This is a genomic window from Geobacter sp. FeAm09 (assembly GCF_008330225.1).
Classification (GTDB): domain Bacteria; phylum Desulfobacterota; class Desulfuromonadia; order Geobacterales; family Pseudopelobacteraceae; genus Oryzomonas.
Map to the genome: position 1 here is coordinate 490,269 of NZ_CP042466.1, position 22,431 is coordinate 512,699.

The 22,431-nt window shown below is 63.5% G+C and carries 22 protein-coding genes; 9 read left to right on the forward strand and 13 right to left on the reverse strand.

Translation table 11 applies throughout. From position 1 onward, the window contains the following. Positions 1-187: 187 nt before the first annotated feature. The 4 genes from FO488_RS02265 (at position 188) to FO488_RS02280 (ending at position 3,523) form a co-directional block, all read left to right on the forward strand. Positions 188-418: an antitoxin gene (locus FO488_RS02265; RefSeq protein ID WP_149209043.1), complete on the forward strand. Its 231-nt coding sequence runs from the start codon at positions 188-190 to the stop codon at positions 416-418. Positions 419-426: 8 nt separating this feature from the next. After that, complete coding sequence (locus tag FO488_RS02270; RefSeq protein WP_240732133.1) at positions 427-816, forward strand: type II toxin-antitoxin system VapC family toxin; 390 nt, start codon at positions 427-429, stop codon at positions 814-816. Positions 817-964: 148 nt separating this feature from the next. After that, positions 965-2,335, forward strand: coding sequence for a polynucleotide adenylyltransferase PcnB (pcnB, locus tag FO488_RS02275; protein ID WP_149209045.1), 1,371 nt, complete (start codon positions 965-967; stop codon positions 2,333-2,335). Between the two features lie 165 nt (positions 2,336-2,500). After that, positions 2,501-3,523 (forward strand): alpha/beta fold hydrolase, encoded by a 1,023-nt coding sequence (locus tag FO488_RS02280; protein WP_149209046.1) that lies wholly within the window; start codon positions 2,501-2,503, stop codon positions 3,521-3,523. Here the strand turns inward: FO488_RS02280 and FO488_RS02285 are convergent. Beyond that, positions 3,520-3,744 (reverse strand): hypothetical protein, encoded by a 225-nt coding sequence (locus FO488_RS02285; protein WP_149209047.1) that lies wholly within the window; start codon positions 3,742-3,744, stop codon positions 3,520-3,522. The genes FO488_RS02280 and FO488_RS02285 overlap by 4 nt on opposite strands. Before the next feature lie 356 nt (positions 3,745-4,100). Here FO488_RS02285 and FO488_RS02290 point away from each other — a divergent pair, with 356 nt between their 5' ends. Both FO488_RS02290 and FO488_RS02295 read left to right on the forward strand, forming a co-directional pair. Next, entirely contained in the window at positions 4,101-4,721 is a 621-nt protein-coding gene (locus FO488_RS02290) for a hypothetical protein (RefSeq protein ID WP_149209048.1), read from the forward strand. Positions 4,722-4,925: 204 nt separating this feature from the next. Further along, the gene (locus tag FO488_RS02295; protein WP_168205839.1) at positions 4,926-5,264 is read left to right on the forward strand and encodes a PilZ domain-containing protein; all 339 of its coding nucleotides are present in this window, start codon (positions 4,926-4,928) and stop codon (positions 5,262-5,264) included. A 64-nt stretch (positions 5,265-5,328) separates the two neighbouring features. Here FO488_RS02295 and FO488_RS02300 read toward each other — a convergent pair whose 3' ends face one another. The 3 genes from FO488_RS02300 to FO488_RS02310 form a co-directional block, all read right to left on the reverse strand. Further along, positions 5,329-5,763 (reverse strand): universal stress protein, encoded by a 435-nt coding sequence (locus FO488_RS02300; RefSeq protein WP_149209050.1) that lies wholly within the window; start codon positions 5,761-5,763, stop codon positions 5,329-5,331. A 90-nt stretch (positions 5,764-5,853) separates the two neighbouring features. Then, a complete protein-coding gene (locus FO488_RS02305; RefSeq protein WP_149209051.1) occupies positions 5,854-7,209 on the reverse strand; it encodes an MDR family MFS transporter in 1,356 nt (451 codons plus the stop codon). A gap of 79 nt (positions 7,210-7,288) precedes the next feature. Next, positions 7,289-7,717, reverse strand: coding sequence for a MarR family winged helix-turn-helix transcriptional regulator (locus tag FO488_RS02310; RefSeq protein ID WP_240732134.1), 429 nt, complete (start codon positions 7,715-7,717; stop codon positions 7,289-7,291). A gap of 184 nt (positions 7,718-7,901) precedes the next feature. Between FO488_RS02310 and FO488_RS02315 the strand changes: the two genes are divergently transcribed. Next, a complete protein-coding gene (locus FO488_RS02315) occupies positions 7,902-8,639 on the forward strand; it encodes a hypothetical protein (protein ID WP_149209052.1) in 738 nt (245 codons plus the stop codon). 113 nt (positions 8,640-8,752) lie between these two features. On the opposite strand, the gene FO488_RS02320 is transcribed toward FO488_RS02315, so the two are convergent. From FO488_RS02320 to msrA, 6 genes are all read right to left on the reverse strand, one after another. After that, on the reverse strand, positions 8,753-10,558 hold the full coding sequence (locus tag FO488_RS02320; protein WP_149209053.1) for a PAS domain S-box protein: 1,806 nt from the start codon (positions 10,556-10,558) through the stop codon (positions 8,753-8,755). 69 nt (positions 10,559-10,627) lie between these two features. Further along, the gene (locus tag FO488_RS02325) at positions 10,628-11,329 is read right to left on the reverse strand and encodes a TVP38/TMEM64 family protein (protein WP_149209054.1); all 702 of its coding nucleotides are present in this window, start codon (positions 11,327-11,329) and stop codon (positions 10,628-10,630) included. Between the two features lie 14 nt (positions 11,330-11,343). After that, positions 11,344-11,769: a thioesterase family protein gene (locus tag FO488_RS02330; RefSeq protein ID WP_149209055.1), complete on the reverse strand. Its 426-nt coding sequence runs from the start codon at positions 11,767-11,769 to the stop codon at positions 11,344-11,346. A gap of 191 nt (positions 11,770-11,960) precedes the next feature. Further along, complete coding sequence (locus tag FO488_RS02335; RefSeq protein ID WP_240732135.1) at positions 11,961-13,490, reverse strand: mercuric reductase; 1,530 nt, start codon at positions 13,488-13,490, stop codon at positions 11,961-11,963. After that, positions 13,487-14,059 carry a peptide-methionine (R)-S-oxide reductase MsrB gene (gene msrB / locus FO488_RS02340; RefSeq protein WP_205743333.1) on the reverse strand — a complete coding sequence of 191 codons (573 nt, stop codon included), beginning with the start codon at positions 14,057-14,059 and terminating at the stop codon, positions 13,487-13,489. Before msrB ends, FO488_RS02335 begins: the two co-directional genes overlap by 4 nt. Before the next feature lie 37 nt (positions 14,060-14,096). After that, complete coding sequence (gene msrA / locus FO488_RS02345) at positions 14,097-14,675, reverse strand: peptide-methionine (S)-S-oxide reductase MsrA (protein WP_205743398.1); 579 nt, start codon at positions 14,673-14,675, stop codon at positions 14,097-14,099. A 209-nt stretch (positions 14,676-14,884) separates the two neighbouring features. On the opposite strand from msrA, the gene FO488_RS02350 reads away from it, so the two are divergent. Together FO488_RS02350 and FO488_RS02355 are read left to right on the forward strand one after the other, a co-directional pair. Beyond that, positions 14,885-15,460: a TetR/AcrR family transcriptional regulator gene (locus FO488_RS02350; RefSeq protein WP_149209057.1), complete on the forward strand. Its 576-nt coding sequence runs from the start codon at positions 14,885-14,887 to the stop codon at positions 15,458-15,460. A 69-nt stretch (positions 15,461-15,529) separates the two neighbouring features. Continuing rightward, positions 15,530-16,351 (forward strand): flagellar motor protein MotB, encoded by an 822-nt coding sequence (locus tag FO488_RS02355; RefSeq protein ID WP_149209058.1) that lies wholly within the window; start codon positions 15,530-15,532, stop codon positions 16,349-16,351. A gap of 58 nt (positions 16,352-16,409) precedes the next feature. Here the strand turns inward: FO488_RS02355 and FO488_RS02360 are convergent, their stop codons facing one another. The 3 genes from FO488_RS02360 to FO488_RS02370 all read right to left on the reverse strand — a co-directional run bounded on the left by FO488_RS02360 (position 16,410) and on the right by FO488_RS02370 (position 22,417). Continuing rightward, a complete protein-coding gene (locus tag FO488_RS02360; RefSeq protein WP_240732136.1) occupies positions 16,410-17,342 on the reverse strand; it encodes an ROK family protein in 933 nt (310 codons plus the stop codon). Positions 17,343-17,434: 92 nt separating this feature from the next. Further along, positions 17,435-20,296, reverse strand: coding sequence for an excinuclease ABC subunit UvrA (gene uvrA, locus FO488_RS02365; protein ID WP_149209059.1), 2,862 nt, complete (start codon positions 20,294-20,296; stop codon positions 17,435-17,437). Positions 20,297-20,299: 3 nt separating this feature from the next. Continuing rightward, the gene (locus tag FO488_RS02370) at positions 20,300-22,417 is read right to left on the reverse strand and encodes a bifunctional diguanylate cyclase/phosphodiesterase (protein WP_149209060.1); all 2,118 of its coding nucleotides are present in this window, start codon (positions 22,415-22,417) and stop codon (positions 20,300-20,302) included. Between the last annotated feature and the right edge of the window lie 14 nt (positions 22,418-22,431).

Sequence of the window (22,431 nt, forward strand, 5' to 3'; positions counted from 1 at the left end):
ACATTTGACCGGTGTTGACGATAAAATCGACTTGAATGTTTAAATGTCAAAGTTGACCCCCTTCGCGCCCTTTCCCTGCCAAGACGCCATGCCGCGTAGCGGCTTCGGCATGAGCCGAAAAAAGTGAAAAAATAGTTTGAACAAACAGCGTATGTGATATATCATTGGTATATATCAAGGGGGCTTTATGAATAGAGTCGCTAAAATATTCCAAAACGGCCGGAGCCAGGCAGTACGCCTCCCAGCAGAATTCCGTTTTTCCACTCATGAGGTCTTTATCGAACGCCAGGGGGACGCCATCGTACTCAGGCCCAAGCCCGAGAGTTGGGACGACTTTTTTGCCCGGCCGTCCAAGGTACCGGCTGACTTTCTTGCCGACCGGAAAGACGTGCCGCCTGAAGCAAGAGAGCTGTTTTGATGCGGTATATGCTCGATACCAACATATGCAGCTACATCCTCAAGAGCCATCCTGCGGCGGTCAGGCAGAAGTTTGAAGAGGTCGGCCCCGAAAACATCTGTATATCCTCAATCGTCCTCGCCGAGCTGTACTACGGCGCGGTCCGGCACCCAAAGGGCGTTGTTATCCGCCACGAGATTGACGATTTCGCGGCCAGGTTGATCGTGTTGCCGTGGGATGAAGCGGCTGCCGATCACTATGGGGCGATCCGGGTGTCTCTGGAGAAGGCTGGTACCCTCGTAGGAGCGATGGATATGCTGATAGCGGCGCACGCCAAAAGCTGCGGCGCCACACTGGTGTCCAACAACCTGCGGGAATTCGACCGGATCAAAAGCCTGGAAACGGCTAATTGGGCATAACGAGATGCAACCTGCCTGAAATCAAGTTCTCTCGTGAAATGGGTCGCGCATGTTTGCGGCCCATTTTATTGGCCTTCTCCCCAAAGAACAGACCGGTTCTCGCGGAGAACGTCATGACTACATTTACAGATGAGGTGGCGGTAACAGGATGAAAAAGGAAAAGAGCCGTTCGGTGATCATCGCCCGCCAGGAACATGGGGTCTCCCGCAAACTCATGAGCCCGAACGCCCTGCGCACCCTCTACCGCTTGAGAGATAACGGCTTTTTCGGCTATCTCGTCGGCGGCTGTGTGCGTGACCTCCTGCTCGGCCGGGAACCAAAGGATTTCGACGTGGTAACCAACGCCACCCCGTCCGAGGTGAAGCGGTTGTTCCGCAACTGTCGCCTTGTCGGGCGGCGTTTTCGCCTTGCGCACATCCATTTTCAGGATGAGGTCATCGAGGTGGCGACCTTTCGGTCCCAGGTTTCGAACGAGCCGGAGTCCGAGCCGAAAGAGGCAAGCGGGTCGGAGCGCCGGCAGCGGCCCCCGCGGATGCTGAAGGACGACGATGGCATGATCCTGCGCGACAACGTTTACGGCACCCCTGAAGAGGATGCCCTGCGCCGTGACTTCACCATTAATTCGCTTTCCTACAATATCGCCGATTTCTCGATCATTGACTACGCTGGAGGCCTCGCCGACCTCAACGCCGGCATCGTCCGCACCATCGGCGATCCCGCTGTCCGCTTCCAGGAAGACCCGGTACGAATGCTGCGGGCGGTGCGGTTTGCCGCCCAACTCGCTTTCACCATCGAGGAACATACCCTGAAGGCGCTGGTTGCCGCCACTGATACCATTGTCAGGGCTGCACCGCCGCGCCTCTACGACGAGGTGCTCAAGCTCTTCCTCTCGGGGGCGGGAGCAACGTGTTACGGACTCCTCCGCCAGACCGGGCTTTTTGCTGCGCTTTTCCCTTGTTTCTCGAACTGGCTCAACGCCGAAAGCGAAGGCTTTCCCCACGCCCGGTTCGGGGAAATGCTCTGCCAGGTCGATTCCCGTATCCAGCAGGGGGGCATGGTCTCCCCGCCGCTCCTCCTGGCACTTCTTTTTGGTGAGTACATTGACGGGAAGGCAGCGCATTTCCGCCGACAGGGTGTGCCCTGGCAGCAGAGCGTCAACGCGGCGGTTGCGGAGTTCATGGGCGAAACCTGCCCGATCGTTATGATCACGAACCGCGTCGGACTGGCGCTCCGCGACATCATCAGCCAGCAGATGCGCCTGAAAAAGATCCCCGGTCGCCGGCCGGAGTCGTTCATCGCCCGTCACGATTTCAATGACATCGTCGATTATTGCCGGGCAACATGCGGCGGCACAAGGGATGTCGTCAAACAGCTCGACTGGTGGGCGGCCCGGGCAATGCAGCAGGCGTCGGTGTCTCTTCCTTCCAGGCTCACCGAAGAAGCCGGGGCGCCGCAACGAAAGAGGAGGAAACGCCGCCGGCGGAATCCGCAGGTGAAAAACCGGACGGAAGGGGTATAATGAAAGCGGGGTCAAAGCCAAGATCTCGATGAGAAGTTAGATGCCGATCCAGGAACAATGTTTCCGTTCGGGTCACAAAAGTACTTCAATACATGGTCAATTGTTTTGGCCTTTTTCCCGTAGGCTGGTTGTCATCACATACAGAGGTGTTACAAAGGAATTATCATGCGATATGTAATTTGCCTGTCCCTGGCGGCGGCTTTATTCCTCGCCGCTGCCGGCACCGCCTGCGCAGCAGGCGCCGCCGTTGGCTATGGTGTTGAACTTGAAGGCTTCCCCTATCCCTACGCCGTCGAGCATTACCGGTTTGCCTCCCAGGGGCGCGACCTCCAGATGGGGTATATGGACGTCAGGCCCAAAGGCAAGCCCAACGGACACACGGTGGTGTTGATGCATGGGAAGAACTTTTGCGGTGCCACGTGGGAGGCCACGATTGCCGTCCTGGCCGACGCGGGATACCGGGTCGTCGCCCCTGATCAGATCGGCTTCTGCACCTCCACCAAGCCGGCGTATTACCAGTACAGTTTCCAGCAGCTTGCCGCCAACACCATGGCGCTGTTGAAGCACGTGGGTGTGTCCCGTTCCATACTGGTCGGCCACTCGACCGGGGGGATGCTGGCGACCCGCTTTGCCTTGATGTATCCGGAGGCCGTGGAAAAACTGGTCATGGTCAACCCCATCGGGCTGGAAGACTGGAAGGCACTGGGCGTGCCGAGCCGGACCGTGGACCAATGGTATGAGCGGGAGCTGAAAATCTCGGCCGCCGGCGTGCGCCAGTACGAGAAGTCGGTCTATTACGGCGGGCGCTGGAAAGCGGAATACGACCGCTGGGTGGATATGCTGGCCGGGCTCAATCAGGGGCCGGGGCACAAGGCGGTGGCCTGGAATTCGGCGCTCATCTACGACATGATTTTCACCCAGCCGGTGGTGTACGAATTCCCGCTGCTGAAGGTGCCCACCACCCTGATGCTCGGCGATGCCGATACCACCGCCATCGGCAGCGACATCGCCCCGCCCGGGGTGAAGGCGAAGATCGGCCGCTACAAGCTATTGGGCAGGGAGGTCATCAAGACCATTCCCCACGGCCGCTTGATAGAGTTCCCCGGTTTCGGGCATGCGCCGCAGATTGAAGACCCGGCAATGTTCCACAAGGCCCTGCTCGATGAACTGGCGGGCGTAACAAACTAGGCGGCGGCGATGGCCAGCCGTTCGCTGCTTCGGTTTGCGGTGCAGACCGGCGATACTGAAAGAACAAAGGGGTTCCGCACGGCCCCCTTTGTTCTTGGCCGGATGGCATCCCCATGATGCGTCCCGGAAGATCTCTCCGTCTGGTTCTCGTGGTTCTGGCGACGCTCCTCGTCCCCGCCGGCGCCGGCTCGCCGGTCCGGCTCAGGATCAACACCAGCCATGGGCTGGAAAACGCCCTCGGGGCGGTGAAGGATGCCGGCCTGAGCGTAACGACGGACGTGATCGTCACCCCGTCGTCGGAATTCAACGGGCGCCCCTTTCTCCCCCCGGGCAAGCTTGCCCTCGATGCCCGGTCGGCCCAGGCGACCATCATGTCGTCCAGTTTTTCGGGCTGGGATTATCTCTTCGACCCCCTCTCGTATCAGATGTTATCGAAAAACGGCCTTGTGCACGTCTACGCGTATGAGCCGAGGAAGGCCCAGCCCATCGGCGCCCCCCCTCCGGCGGTGTTCGTCACCGTGAATATTTATGGCGGAAAAACGGGCGACGGCATCGAGTTCGGCGTCCCCCGGGGTACATGGGGGGGCAGGGGCAGGACGGCACCCCCTCGGGGGTCACGGCGCAACTGGCAGGCCTCATGGCAAGCCTCAGGTATCGGCATCCCGACTGGAACTGGTTCGACATCAAGGCGGCCCTGCGGGCGACGGCCTCCAACTTTCCGGAGGGCTACGACCCCCGGAAGTCGGGCTACGGCGCCATTGATTACCGCGCGGCCAACGCCTTGACCGATGCGGGCCGTTTCCCGCTGTTCCCTCCGGCGGCCCTGATGCGCATCGCCAAGGACAACACGGTGATCTTTGCCGTCAATTCCTTCAAACAGTCGCGCAGGGTGGCGGACGTCCTGTTCCGGTTCCGGGAGCGCCCGGCACCGACCCGGCGGGAGCTCTCCCTGGAGGAGCTGCACGCCATGGGGGGACAACTGCTGTTCGCCGGGGATAATTCGGAAAGGACCAACTCCTTTGCCCTGCGCCTGGCAAACGATGCGCCGGTCTACTTTGTCTGGCTGACCAGGGACGCCGGGGGAAGGCATTCCCGCATCGAGCCCTATTCCATACTCGGCCCGGTCCGGTTCGCTCCGCACGACGGACCGCCCTACGGGCCGCTCCGTGCCCCTGCGCCTCCGGCGACAGCGAAATGAGGGGGGCGGCGAGGGTGGTCACGGTGGGAAAATAACGCTATTTCATGGATATAATGGACGGGAAGAGCATTTTAGTATTGCCGAATGGACACGGCTGTGCGATAACCACTTGAAATATCGTGCGAGTTGGCATCACGTCCGTGCCGCTTGCCGATGGGCACCGGCAGCTACTCTCAATTGCAAGGAAAATGCCGCGGATATATTATGGAAAGCCGACTCGTCCCCCGCCACAGCTCCGACCTGCTGCCGGACTCCCTGTCCACGGTCCTGCTCGTATTGCCCGACAGGTTCGAGATCGAAACGCAGCTCGTGGATATCAGCAGCCAGGGGATGAAGCTCTCCATCCCCCCGACCGCCGTCCCCCTGGCCATCCCCCGAAAAGCCGAGACCGTCGAGGTGGTCTTCCGCGCCTCGGGCCTGCGGGTTACCTGCCGTTGCATCTACTCCTCCTACAACCCGGACGGCAGCATCTCCATGGGGATGTACGTCTTTGACCCGGGGCAGCAGGACCGGTTGCGCACCCTCCTCGCCGAAATCCCGTAATCCCGCCGCCAACCACACCCGGCACCGCACCGTGCGGTTGGGGGGAGGGGGTCCGCACGGGACGCTAAGTGCCGACCGCCACCAGGATGCTGCACGGAGCCCGCTCCAGAAGGGATATGCCCACCGATCCCTTCCACCAGCGCGAGGCGAAGGATGTCTGCTTCCGGTGCCCCAGCACGATCAGGTCCACCCCCAGTTCGGCCGCCAGACGGCAGATCTCTTCCACCGGCTCCCCGCAGGCCAGGTGGCCATAAGCGCTGTACCCCCCCTCGCGCAGCAGGGCGACCCCATCGTCGATGGTCTCCCGGATGCGTTGCCGTTCATCCTCCATGACCGTGTCCGGGACGAAACCCTCGGCGAGAAATACTCCCGACGGTACCCGCATGACCGCCAGCAGGTGGGTTTCCGCGCGGAGCAGGTGGGCGATGTCGGCGCATTCGAGCAGGGCCACCCGCCCCTCCTCGGTGCCGTCATAGGCGAGCAGGATCTTTTTGTGCATGATGGTCTCCTTTCCTTTGCATGAACCATGCGGGTAGAAGCGCCAGCCCAAAGATCACGGCAACAGCCAGGAACGAGTCCTGGAAGCCGGCTATGCGGGCCTGCAGGTGTAGGGATTGCAGCAGCTGCGCAGGGGGGGGATTGCGCCCTTCAGCTGCATCTGCACGGCTTCGAGGGAAGCGGCAGTCCGCCAGTCCAGAAACGACGATACCATGGTGACCCCGAATGCGCCACCCAGTTGGCGTACGAAGTTGACCGCCCCCGATCCCTGGCCGAGCAGTTCCGGCTTCAGGGTCTGGACCGCGCCCGCGTTCAGGGCCGGGATGACCAACCCGAGGCCGAGCCGCCCCAGGACGATCCACCACGCCATGGTCTGGAACGCGGTCGTGCCGCTCACTCCGGCGAAGAGGCAAAACGAGACGCCGAAACAGGCCAGGCCGGCAATGACGATGCCGTGGGCCGAATATTTATCGGTAAGGCGCCCCGCAATGGTGATGGCTCCCGCCAGTACCACCCCTCCCGGAAACAGCAGCAGGCCCGACCGTATCGGTGTGTAGTGGCAGATAGTCTGCACGAAGAGCGGTATCAGGTAGGTGGAGCCGTAGATGCCCATGCCGTAGGCGAATGAGACGGCCGCCGCCGCGCTGAACTGCCGGTTGGCGAAGATGCGCAGGTTCAGCAGGGGATGGCGGCACGCCAGTTCCCGCCAGGCAAAACCGAGGCATGCCAGGGCGGCGGCCGCCGACAACGACAGCGCCGGTGCCGAGTTCCACCCTGTTCCCCGCCCCGTTGCCAACCCGGCCAGGAGCGAGGTCGTGAAGGCGGCCAGCAGGGCAAACCCGGGCCAGTCGAAGGCGGGGCGCTCCTCGGAGCGGTCCCGGCCGACGAGGAAAAAGGGGGCCATGACGGCACCGAGCAGGCAGAAGGGGAGCACCACGAAGAAAACGGCGCGCCAGCCGAAATAGTGGGCCAACAGGCCGCCGAGGGCCGGCCCGATGGCGGGCGACAACACAACCCCCAGACCGTAGATGCCCATGGCCCGCCCCCGTTGGTTGGCGGGGAAAACCTGAAAGATGGCGATCATGGCCAGGGGCTGGATGATCCCCCCCGCGGCCCCCTGGATGATCCGGGAGACGATCAGCACGGAGGCGCTGTCGCTCAGCCCCCCCACCAGCGACAGGGCGATGAACAGTATGATGGCGGCCAGGTAGGTCCGCCGCTGTCCGAAGGCCCTGACACACCACGACGTCATGAGCATGGTCGTGGCCATGGCGGCGAGGAAGCCGGTGGAAAGCCATTGGGCGCGCCCCTGGCCCATGTGGAAGGCCGTCATGATATCCGGTATGACCACGTTGACGATGGTGGTGGCGAGCACCATGGAGGTGGTGCCGAGCATCACCGTCAGGACCACCAGCCAGCGGTACCACCGGCCGTATCGTCGGAACATGCCTTCGAGCGCGGCCGTTTCTGTAGGCTTGGCGTTGCCGTTGTTCAGTGGCCCCCCGTGGCCGGGGGGCGTTCTTTCGTTATTCAAGGTTGCTCCAGACTTTGTTGAGGGTGCCCTTGAGGCTTGCCAGTTCCCGTTCCGATATCCCCCGGCACGCGTCTTCCCGTACCTGCCGGCTGATGGCCATGAGCCGCTCCAACAGGCGCCGGCCCGCATCGGTCAGGTGGATGTGCAGGGCGCGCCGGTCCGCCGGACTGTCGCTCCGGCTGATCAAGCCCTTCTGCTCCAGCTTGTCGAGGATGCGCGTCGTGTTGGGCTGATCCTTGAAGATCCGGTCCGCCAACTCCTTCTGGGTCAGGCCGTCCTGCTCCCCGAGCCGGTACAGCGCGACCCACTGCTCGGGCGTTACGTCGCAGGGCTTGAGGCGGCGCCCCAATTCGTTCTTATAGCGCATGGAAGTCCTGGTGATGATGAAGCCCAGGGTCTCGTCGAGTGGTTGATCCAACATGGCGCCTCCCGTAATATCTTATGACAATACTTGTCATGACAATTATTGTCAAGGTCGCCGTGCGCTTGTCCGGCACTCCCGGCCGGTGCGGGGTGTTGCGCTTTTTTTACATTTTTGTTTTTGGAATTGCCGCTGTTTGAGCTATTCTGGCAGCGTTTTGCAGCACAGCACAAAGAGGTGGCGTATGAGTGTGGTTTCACGACAGATGATTGTCATCCCCCTGATGATGGCGGCAGCCATGCTGGTTCAGCCGGTTTCCGGCCTGCCGGCGACTTCCGCCGCGGGGAGCGATTACGAGATACCCCTGAGCGAACTTAAGAAGGTGGAGAAGAAAAAAGCGAAGAAAGCGGAAACCAGGAAGCGGGCGGAACGGAAAAGGGTTCGTGCGGCTGCCCAGGAAACGACCCGCGCGGCATCGGAACCGGCTGGCGCCCCTGCTGCCCAGCCCGTCCCCGCGCCGCCGGCGCCCCGGAGCGTTGAGGCGGCCCCGGAAACGCCGGACAGCGTCCACATCAGCCACGAACCCTACAGCTACGTGGTGCCGGGCAAGCGGACCATCGTCAAGGCCGTGGTCAGCCTGGACGGGGTGCAGGCCGTTCGGTGCCGCTTCCGTGCCGGGGAAAAGGGGGGGGACGCCCTGGTGTCGATGACCAGGGCCCCAGGCAGTCAGTTCACCTACGGCGCAACCCTGCCTCCCCTGGAGTCGGGGGCCATGGCGCTCCGCTACCGTTTCATCGTGGTCGATGCCACGGGACATGAGATCCATAGCCGGGAATTCGTCACCCCCGTGAAGATCACCCCGGTCGTGCCCGGCTGGCAGCAGGACCCGGCAGGGGAACCGGTCCGGGCCGTCCTTGAGAACCCCCGGCAGCCGCTCGAGGGATTCTCGGGCGTGGTCATGGAGAACGCCGAACGGAAATGACGGCGCCGCGAAAAGAAAAAGGGGCACCCGGGCCCCTTTCGTCATGACGTCCTTCCCCTCGTATTTTCACTCCCCCGATCCTCCTGCTCCGGCAGGGGGAGGAGCCCCCTCCGTCACTGCCGCCCCCCCGCCAACACCTGGGACATCCTTTTCATGAACGCTTCCGTCGTGAACGGCTTGGCGATGAAGCTGATCTCCTCCAGCGCGCCCCCGTGGACGATCACGTTGTTGGCGTAGCCCGACATGTAGAGCACCTTCAAGCCGGGGATGAACTCCGCCAGGCATTCCCGGAGTTCCGGGCCGTTCATCTGCGGCATGACCACATCCGACACCAGCAGGTTGATGGAGCGCCCCTTGTCCCGGGCGATGGCGATCGCCGCCTCCGGCGTGTCGGCGGCATACACCACGTGGCCGTGTCCTTCCAGCAACTCCTTGACCAGTTCCATCACCATGCGGTTGTCTTCCACCAGCAGGACCGTGGCGGCGTGTATGCCGGCAACCGGGCAGGGTGCGGCCGTACAACTGGTCGGCACCGCTTCCGAGGTATGCAGCGGCAGGTAGATGCGGAAGACGCTCCCGTGGCCGACCGTGCTCTGGACGTCGATATAGCCGTTGTGCTGCTTGACGATGCCGTACACCGTGGAAAGGCCCAGGCCGGTGCCGCTGCCGGACGGCTTGGTGGTATAGAATGGTTCGAAGATGTGGGAGAGGGTCTCGTCGTCCATGCCGCTGCCGCAATCGCTGAAGGCCAGCATGGCGTACTCCCCCGGAGAGGCGCCGGGGTGCAGTTGGCAGTACTCGTCGTCCAGGATCAGGCTGCCGGTCTCTATAGTGATCAGGCCGGTGCCGTTGGTGGCGTCCTGGGCGTTGACGGCCAGATTGATCAGGACCTGTTCGATCTGGATCCAGTCGGCACGCACCGGGCAGGGGGCCTCGCTGAGCATGGTGCGGATCTCGATGCTTTCGCGGATCGTGCGCCGCAGGATATTCATGAAGTTGGTGATGATTTCGTTCAGGTCGTGGCGCTGAAAGGAGAGGGCCTGTTTCCTGCTGAAGGTGAGCAGCTGCCGGATCAGGTCTTTGGATTTGTCGGCGGCCTCCAGGATCAGGGAGGCGTAATGGGTTGACGTATCGTCGGGCTCGGATCGCATGGCGATCATCTCGGCATAGCCGTAGATCGGCGTGAGCATGTTGTTGAAGTCGTGGGCGATGCCGCCGGCCAGAAGGCCGATGCCCTCCAGTTTCTGCTGCTGCATGACCAATTGCTCCAGGCGGCGGCGCTCGGTGATGTCCTGGCCGACGCACAGCAGTTCCCGTACCTCCCCCTGGGCCGTGCAGAGCGGTTTGTTCGACCATCCGACCCAGACCCGCTCGCCGTTTTTCCGGATGTTTTCGTTTTCGTTGTAATAGTGTTCCCGCGTGGTCAGCACCACCCGGATCCTGGCCCGCATATCGTTGCCATCGCTGTCGATTTCGGGGACGATGGTGCCGATCAGGTTCCGGCCGATCAACTCGTCGCGGGGGTACCCGAAAAAGGATTGGGCGTATTCGTTGCAAAACAGGATGGTGCCGTCGAGTTGCAGCCTGAGGATGATGATGTTGGCCTGTTCCACCAGTTCACGGTACTGTTCCCTGCCCGTGCGCAACTCCTTCCCGAGGCGCCGGTTGGCTTCCAGTTCCCGGCGCAGTTCCGTTGTGCGGCGCCTGAGCCTGAGCAGCAGGGGGATGAGGCATGCCAGCGCAAGCGCTGCACCCCCGAGGCCCCAGGGGACGATCTCGTGCCACCCTTGCATCCCGGCCGTGTCGGCGCACCAGCCCGGAAGAGGCGAGAGCGCCACGACCGGCACAACCAGGGCAAGCGCGCCCGCCAGCCATTGTTTTTTCAGCGACACGGCCATTGCGAATCCTATCTGTTCCATCGGCCTTGACGGCCTTTGGGAGGGGATTCTAGTTCATGTGCCGTTGACAACGCAATAAAAAACAGAAGGTTAGCTTCTGTTATGGGGATTTGGAAGGGTTTTTCCCCCCTTCCGCCGGTTGTACAGCACCGGCAGGAGCGCGAACAGCCCCAGAAGGGCGAGCGAGCCCAGCACCCGGGGCGAGGCGATGCCGGAGAGCGAGGAGATGCCGGCCAGGCTGGCCCCGGCGTTGACATACACGAAGCCGCCGGGGATGATGCCGATCATGGTGCCGAGCACGAACGTGCGCAGCGGCAGGCGGGTCAGGCCCGCCGCCAGGTTGATCAGGAAAAAGGGGAACAGCGGCACCAGCCGCAGAAAGAGCAGGTAGTTGAAGCCGCGGGCCTCCAGTTCCCGGTTCAGGGATTCCAGCCGTGGGCCGAAGCGGTTCTGGACCGCGTCGCGCAGCAGATGGCGGGTAACCAGAAAGGCCAGGGCGGCGCCGATGGTGGCGGCAATATTGGCGTAGACCGTCCCCAGGAGCGGGCCGAAGATGGCGCCGGCGGCCAGGGAAAGGACGGCTGCGCCGGGGAGGGAGAGGGCGGCCTGGATGATGTAGACCGCCATGAAAGCGGCTGCCATGGCGGCCCGGTGGGCGGCGTGGTACGCCACCAGGCCCTGGCGGTTGGCCTTGAGGGCCTCCAGGGTCAGGAAGCGCCCCAGGTCGAACCAGAGGAACAGACCCACCCCGAGCCCGGCGGCCAGGGCGATCAGGACCTTTTTCCCTCCCATGGCGGCATCCCCCTTCAGCCCTTGGCTGCCTCGCCTTTTGCCGCCACCCGGGCGCTGAATTTGTCCAGGGTGACCGTTACGCGCTCATGGGTGCCCCTGCCGATGACGTCCACCTCGTCCCGGGCCTCGATCTCCCACACCGTGCGCTTCCCGTCCACCTGGATGCAGCGGACCCGGGCCGTCACCTCCATGCCGGGGGGCGTGGCGGCCTGGTGGGTGACATTGACCAGGGTGCCCAGGGTCCGCTCCCCCTCGTCCAGATAGGGGCGCAACGCCTCCATGCAGGCCCATTCCATAAAGCCGACCATGAAGCCGGTGGCAAAGACCTCGGGCATGTCCCGGAACAGGTCCGACTCGGGGTAGAGGAAGGGGACGGTCTTCTCCCGCGGCACCCGATAGCTGAAGGTATGTTCCAGTCCCACTGTTAGTGTCGTTTTCATGGTGTCTCACCTCGTGTTGCCTGATAATCACGGAAAAAACATCTGCCATGGAGCCGCGGGGATAGACCTTTCAAAGGATTTCGGTTTCATATCGCCTCACAATTCCCGATGTGAGAATACTTGAAAAACTCTGTGATTTCCTCTGTTGCTCGGTGGCTCCGTGGCAAAAATGCCGTTTGCAAGCGTTTCACTCAATTCCCGCCCCGCTGCCAGCGCAGCCAGCCGCCGAGTGTCCTCCTGAGGAGCGGCGTCAGGCGGGTGCGGTTATGGGCGTCGGCCAGTTTTTTGATCGCTTCGGCCTGGGTCGGGTAGGGGTGGATGGTCCGGGCGATGTCACCCAGGCCGAGGCCGCCGGTGATGGCCAGGGTGAATTCGTTGATCATCTCCCCGGCGTGGCGGGCCACGATGGTGGCGCCGATGATCCGGTCCGTGCCGGCGCGCAGGTGGACCCGGGCAAAGCCCTCGGTTTCGCCGTCCAGTACGGCCCGGTCCACCTCTGTCAGGGGGACGGTCAGGGTGGCGACCGGGATGCCCTTCTCCCGCGCGTCCCGTTCATACAGCCCCACGTGGGCGATCTCCGGGTCGGTGTAGGTGCACCACGGGATGACCAGGCCGGATGCCTTCTGCCGCCCCATGAACAGGGCGTTGGCGATCAGGATGCGGGCCAGGGCGTCGGCGGTGTGGGTGAACCTGAAGGGGAAACAACAGTCTCCGGCGGCATAGATGCGGGGATTGGAGGTTTGCAGGGTGTCGCTGATCGTTATCCCTCCCGGCCCGTGGGCGACGCCGGCCGCCTCCAGCCCCAGACCCTCCACGTTGGGGAGCCGGCCGGCCCCTACCAGGATGGCGTCGGCCGCGACCTCCATTTTCGAGCCGTGCCGTTCCAGGCGCAGTACCTTGTCGCTGCCCCGCTGTGCCACGGCCAGGACCTTCACGCCCGTCAGCAGGTCGATCCCTTCACGCGTCAGGACATTCTGCAGAATCCCGGCCGCATCCCGGTCCTCGCGCCCCATGATCTGCGGTGCCGCTTCGATCAGCGTCACCCGGCTGCCGAAGCGGGAGAACGCCTGGGCCAGTTCGCAGCCGATGGGGCCGGCGCCGATCACCGCCAGGCGGTGCGGCAATTCGGTCAGGGAGAATACGGTTTCGTTGGTCAGGTACCCGGCCTCGGCCAACCCCGGGATCGGTGGCGCGGCCGCCCGCCCGCCAGTACAGATGGCGGCCTTCTTGAAGGCAATCTCCCGCCCCTCCACCGCCACCCGGTCGCGGGCGATGAAGCTGGCCTCCCCCAGGAAAACGTCAACCCCCAGTTCATCGCGGAACCGCCGGGCCGAATCGTGGCGGCTCAAGGAGCTGCGCAGCCGCCGCATCCGCTCCATGGCCGCACCGAAGTCGAAGCCGGCCTCCGCGCCACCCCCGATGCCGAACCGGTCCCCGTTGCGCACGTCGAACAGCGCCCGCGCCGCGCGGATAATCCCCTTGGAGGGAACGCAGCCGTAGTTGAGGCAGTCGCCCCCCATGAGGTGCCGCTCCACCAGAGCCACCCTGGCGCCCAGCCCGGCCGCTCCGGCGGCGCAAACCAAACCTGCGGTCCCGGCGCCGATCACCACCAGGTTGTAACACCCGGCCGGTTGGGGGTCGGCCCAGCCGGCCGGGTGGACATTATCCCGCAGCTCCCGGTTTTCCGGGGTGTCGGGCGCCATGTCCGGCGTCCCGTTCATGGCGTTTTGTCGAACTGCATGGCCGCCGAGTTCATGCAGTAACGCAGCCCGGTCGGCGGGGGGCCGTCGTCGAAGACGTGCCCCAAGTGCGCTCCGCAGCGGCTGCACACCACCTCGGTGCGTTTCATGAAGAGGCTGTTGTCCGGCCGCAGGGCCACGTTTTCCGCGGCGACCGGTTGCCAGAAGCTGGGCCAGCCGGTGCCGGATTCATACTTGGCCTCCGAGCTGTAGAGATCGTTGCCGCAGCAGACGCAGCGGTAGATCCCCTTCTCGTGGTTGTTCCAGGTGGCGCCGGTGTAGGCCCGCTCGGTCCCCTTTTCCCGGGTGACGTGGTATTGCTCCGGGGTGAGGAGCCTGCGCCACTCGGCCTCGCTCTTGGTGACCTTGTCGCTCATGATATACCCTTTCCGGGCCACGGAGTAGAGCCGGACCCGGCTCGCCGAGCCCGCCGAAGCGCTTTGGGCGGTTTGGCCAGCCGTCGTGGCCGCTGGCGTGCCGTTGCCGTTGCTGCATGCGCCGGCCACCGAACAGATAATGACGGCGGCCGGAAGGATGTGATGCCGTTTCATGGGATGTCCTCCCGTGCCGTGGGGCGGGGCCGCATGCTCAATGTCCCGCCGCGTCGCCCCACAGTTCCTTGAGCCGCTTGTCGCGGCCGCAACTGGTGCGATAGAATTTGTAGCGGATCGGATTCTTCTTGTAGTAGTGCTGGTGGTACTCCTCCGCCGGGTAAAAAGCGCCAGCCGGGGTGATCTCGGTCACGATCGCCTCCCGGAAGGGCTTGCTTCGCGCCAGCGCCTCCTTCGACTGCTGGGCCAGGCGGCGCTGCTGCTCGTTGTGGTAGAAGATGGCGCTGCGGTACTGGTGCCCGCTGTCGCAGAACTGGCGGTCCTTCACGGTGGGGTCGATATTGTGCCAGTAGACCGCGAGGAGCCTGTCGTAGCCGATCCGGGCCGGGTCGTAGACGATCTGCACCGATTCTGCGTGGCCGGTGCCGCCGGCGGAAACTGCCTCGTAGGTCGGGTTCCTGGTCTGGCCGCCGGTATAGCCGGAGGTCACCGAGATCACGCCCGGCAGTTCGTCGAAGGGATGCTCCATGCACCAGAAACAGCCGCCGGCGAAGGTGGCCTTTTCGAGGGTGCCCGCGGCTGCGGCTGCCGTTCCTCCGGAGAGCGGGGCGAGCATGAACCCCAGTGCGAACCCGATCAACGCCCGTTGTAATTGCCGCTTCATCTGCCCAACTCCTTTCTCCGGATGCGGTGTGAACCTCTTGGTGTAATTATACCTCTTTTATCCTGTTTGTGGCTGCGGTATTGACAGAGAAAAACGCCTTGACAAGGTTTGTTAAATGTAATCTACTGAAACGGAGCATTCATTCCGCTTGAGGACGGGCCATGGCACAATCGGAAAAACGCGGTGAGATCGTTCGTGCGACAATGGAACTGGTCGCGGAGTGCGGGTTCCATGATGCCCCCATAGCTGCGATCGCAGCCAGGGCCAATGTGGGGGCCGGGACCATCTACCGCTATTTTGCCAATAAGGATATATTGATCAACGAGATCTACCTGGAGATCGAAGAACGGCTCATGGCCCATGTCCTTGCAGGGTACCGGCCCGAGCGCCCCATCAGGGAGCGTTTCCTGCACCTCGGGGGGGGCGTGCTCTCCTATTTCATCCATCATCCGGTGGAATTTCACTATTTCGAACAGTTTCACATCTCTCCCTACGGCGGTGCATTCCGCAGGGAGCGGCTTTTGGAGCGGCCTGAGCATCACGATGTCTTCGTGGCCCTCTTTCGGGAGGGGGCGGAGCAGCAGGTCGTGAAGAAGCTCCCGCTGATGATGCTCGTTTCCCTGCTGTTCGGACCGTTGTTCACCGTTGCCCGGGATCATATCCTGGGTTTTGTCCCCCTGGACGATCACCTCGTGGAAACTGTGATTGCCACCTGTTGGGATGCGATACGGCAGTGACGGCTCTATTTTTTTGGCGCCATGCGGAGTGAATGTTCATTCCGTATGGCGCCCTGGAGGATGATGGTCATGGCATTGAAACGGGAACCGGAAAAACACCCCAACCACGAGCGCTGGCTGGTTTCGTATGGCGACCTGCTGACCCTGCTGCTGGCGGTCTTCGTGGTCCTGTACGCCATGTCCCTGGCCGATAAGAAGAAGGTTGAAGAGGTGGCGGAATCGCTGCGGGAATCCTTCGGGTATTCCAAAGCGTCCCTCGGGGCAAAGCCGGTGGTGATCGAATCCGGGAATATCAGCGTCATTCCGAGTATCAAGCCCCAAAGTCTGCCGGTGCAGCATCAGGCTCAGGGGCGGCAGCGAACCCATGCGACGGAGAAGGACTTCGGAACGATCAAGGCGTCCCTGGACGCCTACCTGACCAAGAGCGGCAACAGGGAGAAGGTGAGCATCGACATCACCCGCAGGGGGTTGGTGGTGAGCCTCAAGGAGGCGGGGTTCTTCGATTCGGGCCGCGCCCGGGTCAAGGAGGAATCGGAGGAGCTTTTCCGCGTGATCGCCGAATCCCTGTCCCATTATTCCAATCCCTACCGGATCGAGGGGCATACGGACAATGTGCCGATCCACACCGGCCAGTTCCGTTCCAACTGGGAACTTTCAACGGCACGTGCCACCAATGTCCTCCAAATACTGGTGGATTCCTACGATTTCGATCCGGCCGCCATGTCGGCGGCGGGGTACGGCGAGTACCGCTCCGTGGCCGACAATGGCGTTGCGGAGGGCAGGGCCAGGAACCGGCGGGTCGATATCGTGATGCTGTCGTCGGGAGGCGAGGCGGATGAGCCGGGAGTCGGCGGGAAGCCGCAGGCGGACAGGGGCGCCGGGAGGCGGTAACCGGCTTGTGGCGGCTTGCCGTCGTGTGTCGCGCTCACCCCGTGTGCCTGCGGTGGCGCTATACCCCGATCCAGGCGGCGCCGAAAACGCCGGCGGAATCGCCCAGGCGGTTCTTCAGGATCGGTGTGGCCAGGTGCTCGTGGAAGGCGTAGTGCCGTACCCGTTCGATTCCGGTGGTGTACAGCTCGATGATGTTGGACAGGCCGCCCCCCAGGACGACCGCGTCCGGGTCGAGGATCGAGATCAGCCCTCCCAGGCAGCGGCCGAAGTCGTCCAGGAAACGGTCGAAGGCGGCGCGGCAGCGCGGCTCGCCCGTCCGGGCGCCGGCCACGATCCGCTCCATGGACAGGCGTTCGCCGTATTCCCGGACAAAGGCCGCCTCCACCCCCGAACCGCTGATCTTCGTCTCCACGCATCCCCGGTTGCCGCAGTAGCACACCGCTCCGGCCGGGTCCACCGACAGGTGCCCCCATTCCCCGGCGATACGGTGCGGCCCCGGGCGCACCCGCCCGTCGATGCAGATCCCGCCCCCGCAGCCGGTCCCCATGATGACCCCGAACACCAGCCCGTATCCGAGCCCCGCTCCCTGGCGGCACTCGGCCAGGGTGAAGCAGTCGGCATCGTTGCACAGGGTCACGGCCCGGCCCAGTTCCCATTCCAGATCCCCCTGCAGGGGCCTGCCGATGAGGCAGGTGGAGTTGGCGTTGCGCACCAGCCCGGTCCGTTCGTCGCTGGAACCGGGGATGCCGATCCCCACCGTGCAGGGCGCCCCGGCCGGGACCCGGGCCATGGCTTCACGGACGGCCGTGGTCACGGTTGCCAATACGGCGCGGTACCCTTGGTCGAGGGGGGTGGCACGGCGCTCCCGGAGCAGGACCGCCCCGTCGGGCGCCAGGAGCAGCGCCTCGGTCTTGGTGCCCCCCAGGTCGATGCCGATGCGGAAAGGTGTCTGTTCAGAGGCAGAGGTCATCATGGCATGGTTATTTGTCATAGGTGCTGGCGCCAACCATGTCCACGATAAACGGTGAACGACGCCACAGCGGTCGGCATTGAAAAAATTCAGGTTTGTTTTTCAACAACCTGCTACAGCATCTTGCGCAGGTACTGGCCGGTGTAGGACCTGGTGACCTTGGCCACCTGCTCCGGGGTGCCGCTGGCGATGATCTCGCCCCCCCGGTCGCCCCCCTCGGGACCCAGGTCGATGATGTGGTCCGCGGTCTTGATCACGTCCAGGTTGTGCTCGATGATGACGATGGTGTTGCCGGCGTCCACCAGGCGCTGGATCACCTCCAGGAGCTTGCGGATATCCTCGAAGTGGAGGCCGGTGGTCGGCTCGTCCAGGATGTAGATGGTGCGGCCGGTGGCGCGCCGGGAGAGCTCCTTGGCCAGCTTGACCCGCTGGGCCTCGCCCCCCGAGAGGGTGGTGGCCGACTGCCCCAGCTTGATGTAGCCCAGGCCCACCTCTTCCAGGGTTTTGAGCTTGTTCTTGATGCGCGGGATGGCCCCCATGAATTCCAGGGATTGGGAAACGGTCATGTCCAGCACCTCGGCGATGGACTTGCCCTTGTAGAGCACCTCCAGGGTCTCCCGGTTGTAGCGCGCCCCCTTGCAGACCTCGCACTCCACGTACACGTCCGGCAGGAAGTGCATCTCGATCTTGATGATGCCGTCCCCGGAGCAGGCCTCGCAGCGTCCCCCCTTGACGTTGAAGGAGTAGCGCCCCGGCTTGTAGCCGCGCAGCTTGGATTCGGGCAGGTTGGAGAACAGGTCGCGGATATCGCCGAACACGCCGGTGTAGGTGGCCGGGTTGCTGCGCGGGGTGCGGCCGATGGGTGACTGGTCGATGTTGATGACCTTGTCCAGATGCTCCAGGCCGCGGATATCCTTCACGGCCCCGGCCTTCTCCCGGCTGCGGTAGAGCCGCTGGCTCAGCACCTTGTGCAGGGTGTCGATCACCAGGGTCGATTTTCCCGAACCCGAGACGCCGGTCACGCAGGTCATGATGCGCAGGGGGATCTCCACATCCACGTTCTTCAGGTTGTTCTCCGAGGCGCCGACGATCTTGAGGTGCTTGGTCCCCTTGCGGCGCTTCTTCGGCACCGGGATGGTCAGGTCCCCGGACAGGTAGCGGCCGGTGAGGGAGTCGGGATTTTTCATGACCTCGGCCGGCGTGCCCTGGGCCACCACCTCGCCGCCGTGGACTCCGGCTCCCGGTCCCATGTCGATCAGGTGGTCGGCCTCCAGGATGGTTTCTTCGTCGTGTTCCACCACTAAGACGGTGTTGCCCAGGTCGCGCAGATGCTTGAGGGTGTCCAGCAGGCGCGAATTGTCCCGCTGATGCAGGCCGATGGAGGGCTCGTCCAGGATGTAGAGCACCCCCACCAGGGACGAGCCGATCTGGGTGGCCAGGCGGATGCGCTGCCCCTCGCCGCCGGAGAGGGTGCCGGAGGTGCGGTCCAGGGAGAGGTAGTCCAGCCCCACATTGACCAGGAACGACAGGCGCTCGCGGATCTCCTTGAGGATGCGCCGGGCGATCTCCTTCTCCTTGTCGGAGAGGTCCAGCCCGTCGAAGAAGGCCAGGCAGTCGCGGATGGAGAAAGCGGTGACGTCGCGGATGGTGCGCCCCCCCACCAGCACGTGCAGCGCTTCGGGGCGCAGGCGCGCTCCCTGGCAGGTGGGGCAGGGCATGACGTTCATGTACTTTTCCATCTCTTCCCGGGATGCGTCCGATTCGGTCTCGCGCCAGCGCCGCTCCAGGTTGTTCAGCACCCCCTCGAACTCCTTCTGGTAGGTATGGCGCCGCCCGCCGTCCTCCTCCCACCAAAATTCGATCTTTTTGCCCCCGGAACCGGTCAGGATCACGTCCCGCACCTGTTGGGGCAGGTCCTTGAAGGGGGTGCGGATGTCGAATTTATAGGCCTTGGCCAGCGCCTCCAGAATCAGATGGAACCAGCCGGAGAGCCGCTTTTCCCACGGGGCGATGGCCCCCTCCCGCAGGGACAGCTCCGGGTTGGGGATCACCAGTTCGGCGTCGAAGTACATGCGGGTACCCAGGCCGGTGCAGTCGGGGCAGGCGCCGTGGGGGTTGTTGAAGGAGAAGAGCCGTGGCGTGACCTCCTGGTAGGAGATACCGCAATCCACGCAGGCCAGTTTCTCGGAGAAGATGTGGGTTACCGGCTTGGGAGGTTTCCTGCCCCCCTCCTCGTCCGGTTCAGCCGTGGCCGGCAGGACGGTCTCCACCTTCACCACCCCTTCGGCATGGTGCAGGGCGGTCTCCAGGGAGTCGGCCAGGCGGCGCTGCACCCCCTCCTTGACCACGATGCGGTCGATGACGATGTCGATGTCGTGCTTTTTCTTCTTGTCCAGTTCGATCTCGTCGGCCAATTCCTGCAGGGTGCCGTCGATGACGACCCGGGTGAAGCCCTCCTTGCGCAACTGGTTGAGTTCCTTTTTGTACTCCCCCTTGCGGCCCCGGATCATGGGGGACAGCAGGGTCAGTTTGGCACCGGCGGGCAGCGCCATGATCTGGTCCACCATCTGGGAGACGGTCTGGGAGGTGATCTCCTTGCCGCAGGAGGTGCAGTGGGGATGGCCGACCCGGGCGAACAAGAGGCGCAGGTAGTCGTAGATCTCCGTGACCGTGCCCACGGTGGAGCGGGGATTCTTGCTGGTGGTCTTCTGTTCGATGGAGATGGCCGGGGAGAGCCCCTCGATGGACTCCACGTCCGGTTTTTCCATCTGTTCCAGAAACTGGCGGGCGTAGGCCGAGAGGGACTCCACGTAGCGGCGCTGCCCCTCGGCGTAGATGGTGTCGAAGGCCAGGGTGGATTTGCCCGAGCCGGAGATGCCGGTGATGACGACTAACTGGTCCCGCGGGATTTCAACATCGATGCATTTGAGGTTGTGTTCGCAGGCGCCTTTGACGATTATGCTGGAGTGTGCCATGGGTCAGTAGTTCAGTCCGTTTTCGAGAATTTTGGTGATCTCTTCGGCCTTGGCCGGCCGGGAGAAGAGAAATCCCTGCATCTCTGCGCAGTTGCGGGAGGCGAGGAATTCCATCTGGGGACGGGTTTCCACCCCTTCCGCGGTGACGCTGAGCTTCAGGGTGTGGGCCATGGAGATGATGATCTCCACGATGGCGGCGTCGTCCGGATTGTTGACGAGATCCCGCACGAACATGCGGTCGATCTTCAGCCGGTTGATGGGGAAATGCTTCAGGTAGGAGAGGGACGAGTAGCCGGTGCCGAAATCGTCGATGGCCAGGCTGATGCCCATGTCCTTGAGCTTGTGCAGCATGCGGGTGTTGCTGTCCGGGTTCTTCATGATGGTGCTTTCGGTGATCTCCAGTTCCAGCCAGCCCGGATCGAACCCGCTCTCCAGCAGGATGGCGGCGATGGCCTCGTCCAGGTTCCTCTGGCCGAATTGCTTGGCCGACAGGTTGACCGCCATGCGCAGCGGCGGGAACCCCTGCTGCTGCCAGGCCTTGGCCTGGAGACAGGCGGTGCGCAGGACCCATTCCCCGATGGGGATGATGAGGCCGGTCTCCTCCGCCAGGTAGATGAACTTGTCCGGGACGATCACCCCCAGGTCGGGGTGCCGCCAGCGCAGGAGCGCCTCCAGCCCCGTGATTTTGCCGGTGCGGGTATCCACCTGGGGCTGGTACAGCAGGAAGAGGTCCTCCCGCTCCAGGGCCTTGCGCATGGAATTCTCCAGCATCATCCGTTCCAGCGCCTTGATGTTCATCTCGCTGGAAAAAAACTGGAAGTTGTTGCCGTCCCGCTCCTTGGCCTGGTACATGGCCTGGTCGGCGTGCTTGAGCAGGGTGGAGCCATCCTCCCCGTCCATGGGGTAGACGGCGATGCCGATGCTGCCCGTGGTGTAGATCTCGTGGCCGTTGATGTAGATCGGTTCGGAGATCAGCCCCAGGATCTTCTTGGTGATGGCGGTGATGGCCTCTTCGCTGGAGACGCCCATCAGGACGATGGCGAATTCGTCGCCGCCGATGCGGGCCAGGGTGTCGGTCTCCCGGACGCACGCCTTGAGGCGTTTGGCGATGGTCTTGAGCAGCTTGTCCCCGGCCCGGTGGCCGAGGGTCTCGTTGATCCCCTTGAAGCGGTCCAGGTCCAGGAACAGCACGCCGACCATCTGACGGTCCCGCGACGCCTGGGCAATGGCGTGCCGAAGGCGGTCCTGGAGCAGGGTGCGGTTGGGGAGGGTGGTCAGGCTGTCGTAGTTGATCAGTTGCTGGATCTCGTTCTCGGCCCTGATGCGGGCCGTGATGTCGAGCGTCGTGCCGGAGACGAGCAGCGCCTTGCCGTCGCCGTCGCACTCCACCTCGGCCTGGCTGTTGACCACCAACTCGTCGCCGGTGCACGATTTGATGCGGTAGATCAGGCTGAACGGCTGGCACTGCCGGGCGGCGTTGGCTATGGCCTTCTTGAAGGCCGGGCGGTCGGCCTCGTCGATGAGGTCGGCGAACCACTCCATCTCCACCTGGCGGGGTTCGCCGGGGGTGAACCCGAAGATGCGGTACAACTCGTCGGACCAGTAGGTTTCCCCGGTCTGGGGGTTCCATTCCCAACTCCCCATGCGGGCGATCTTCTGGGCCCGTGCCAGGCGGGTCTCGCTCTGGCGCAGGGACTGTTCGGCGCGGTGCAGCCGTTCGCGGGTCTCGGCGTCGTGGAGGGTGCGCAGGACCGCTGCCGGCAGGCGGTCCAGAAAGGTTGTGTCTTTCAGCAGGTAGTCGCAGGCGCCCGTCTTCATCATCTGGACCGCCAGCAGGGCGTCGTCCCGGCCGGTCACCATGATGAACGGGACGGAAAGCCCGCGGTCGGCAATCTGTTCCAGGATGGCGACTCCGGTCATGTCGGGCAGGCAATAGTCGAGGATGATCAGGGAAGGGATCGTGGCGGAGAGCAGTTCCAGGGCCTCCTGGCCGCTGGTCGCCCCGATGGCCTTGAAGCCGTGTTCCTGGAGGGTGCCCGATGTCAGTTCGGCAAAGGCGACGTCGTCCTCGATGATGAGGATGGTGCTCCCGGCCTGTATGGTGTAAGGGGATCCCGTCATGCGCTCTCTCTTCG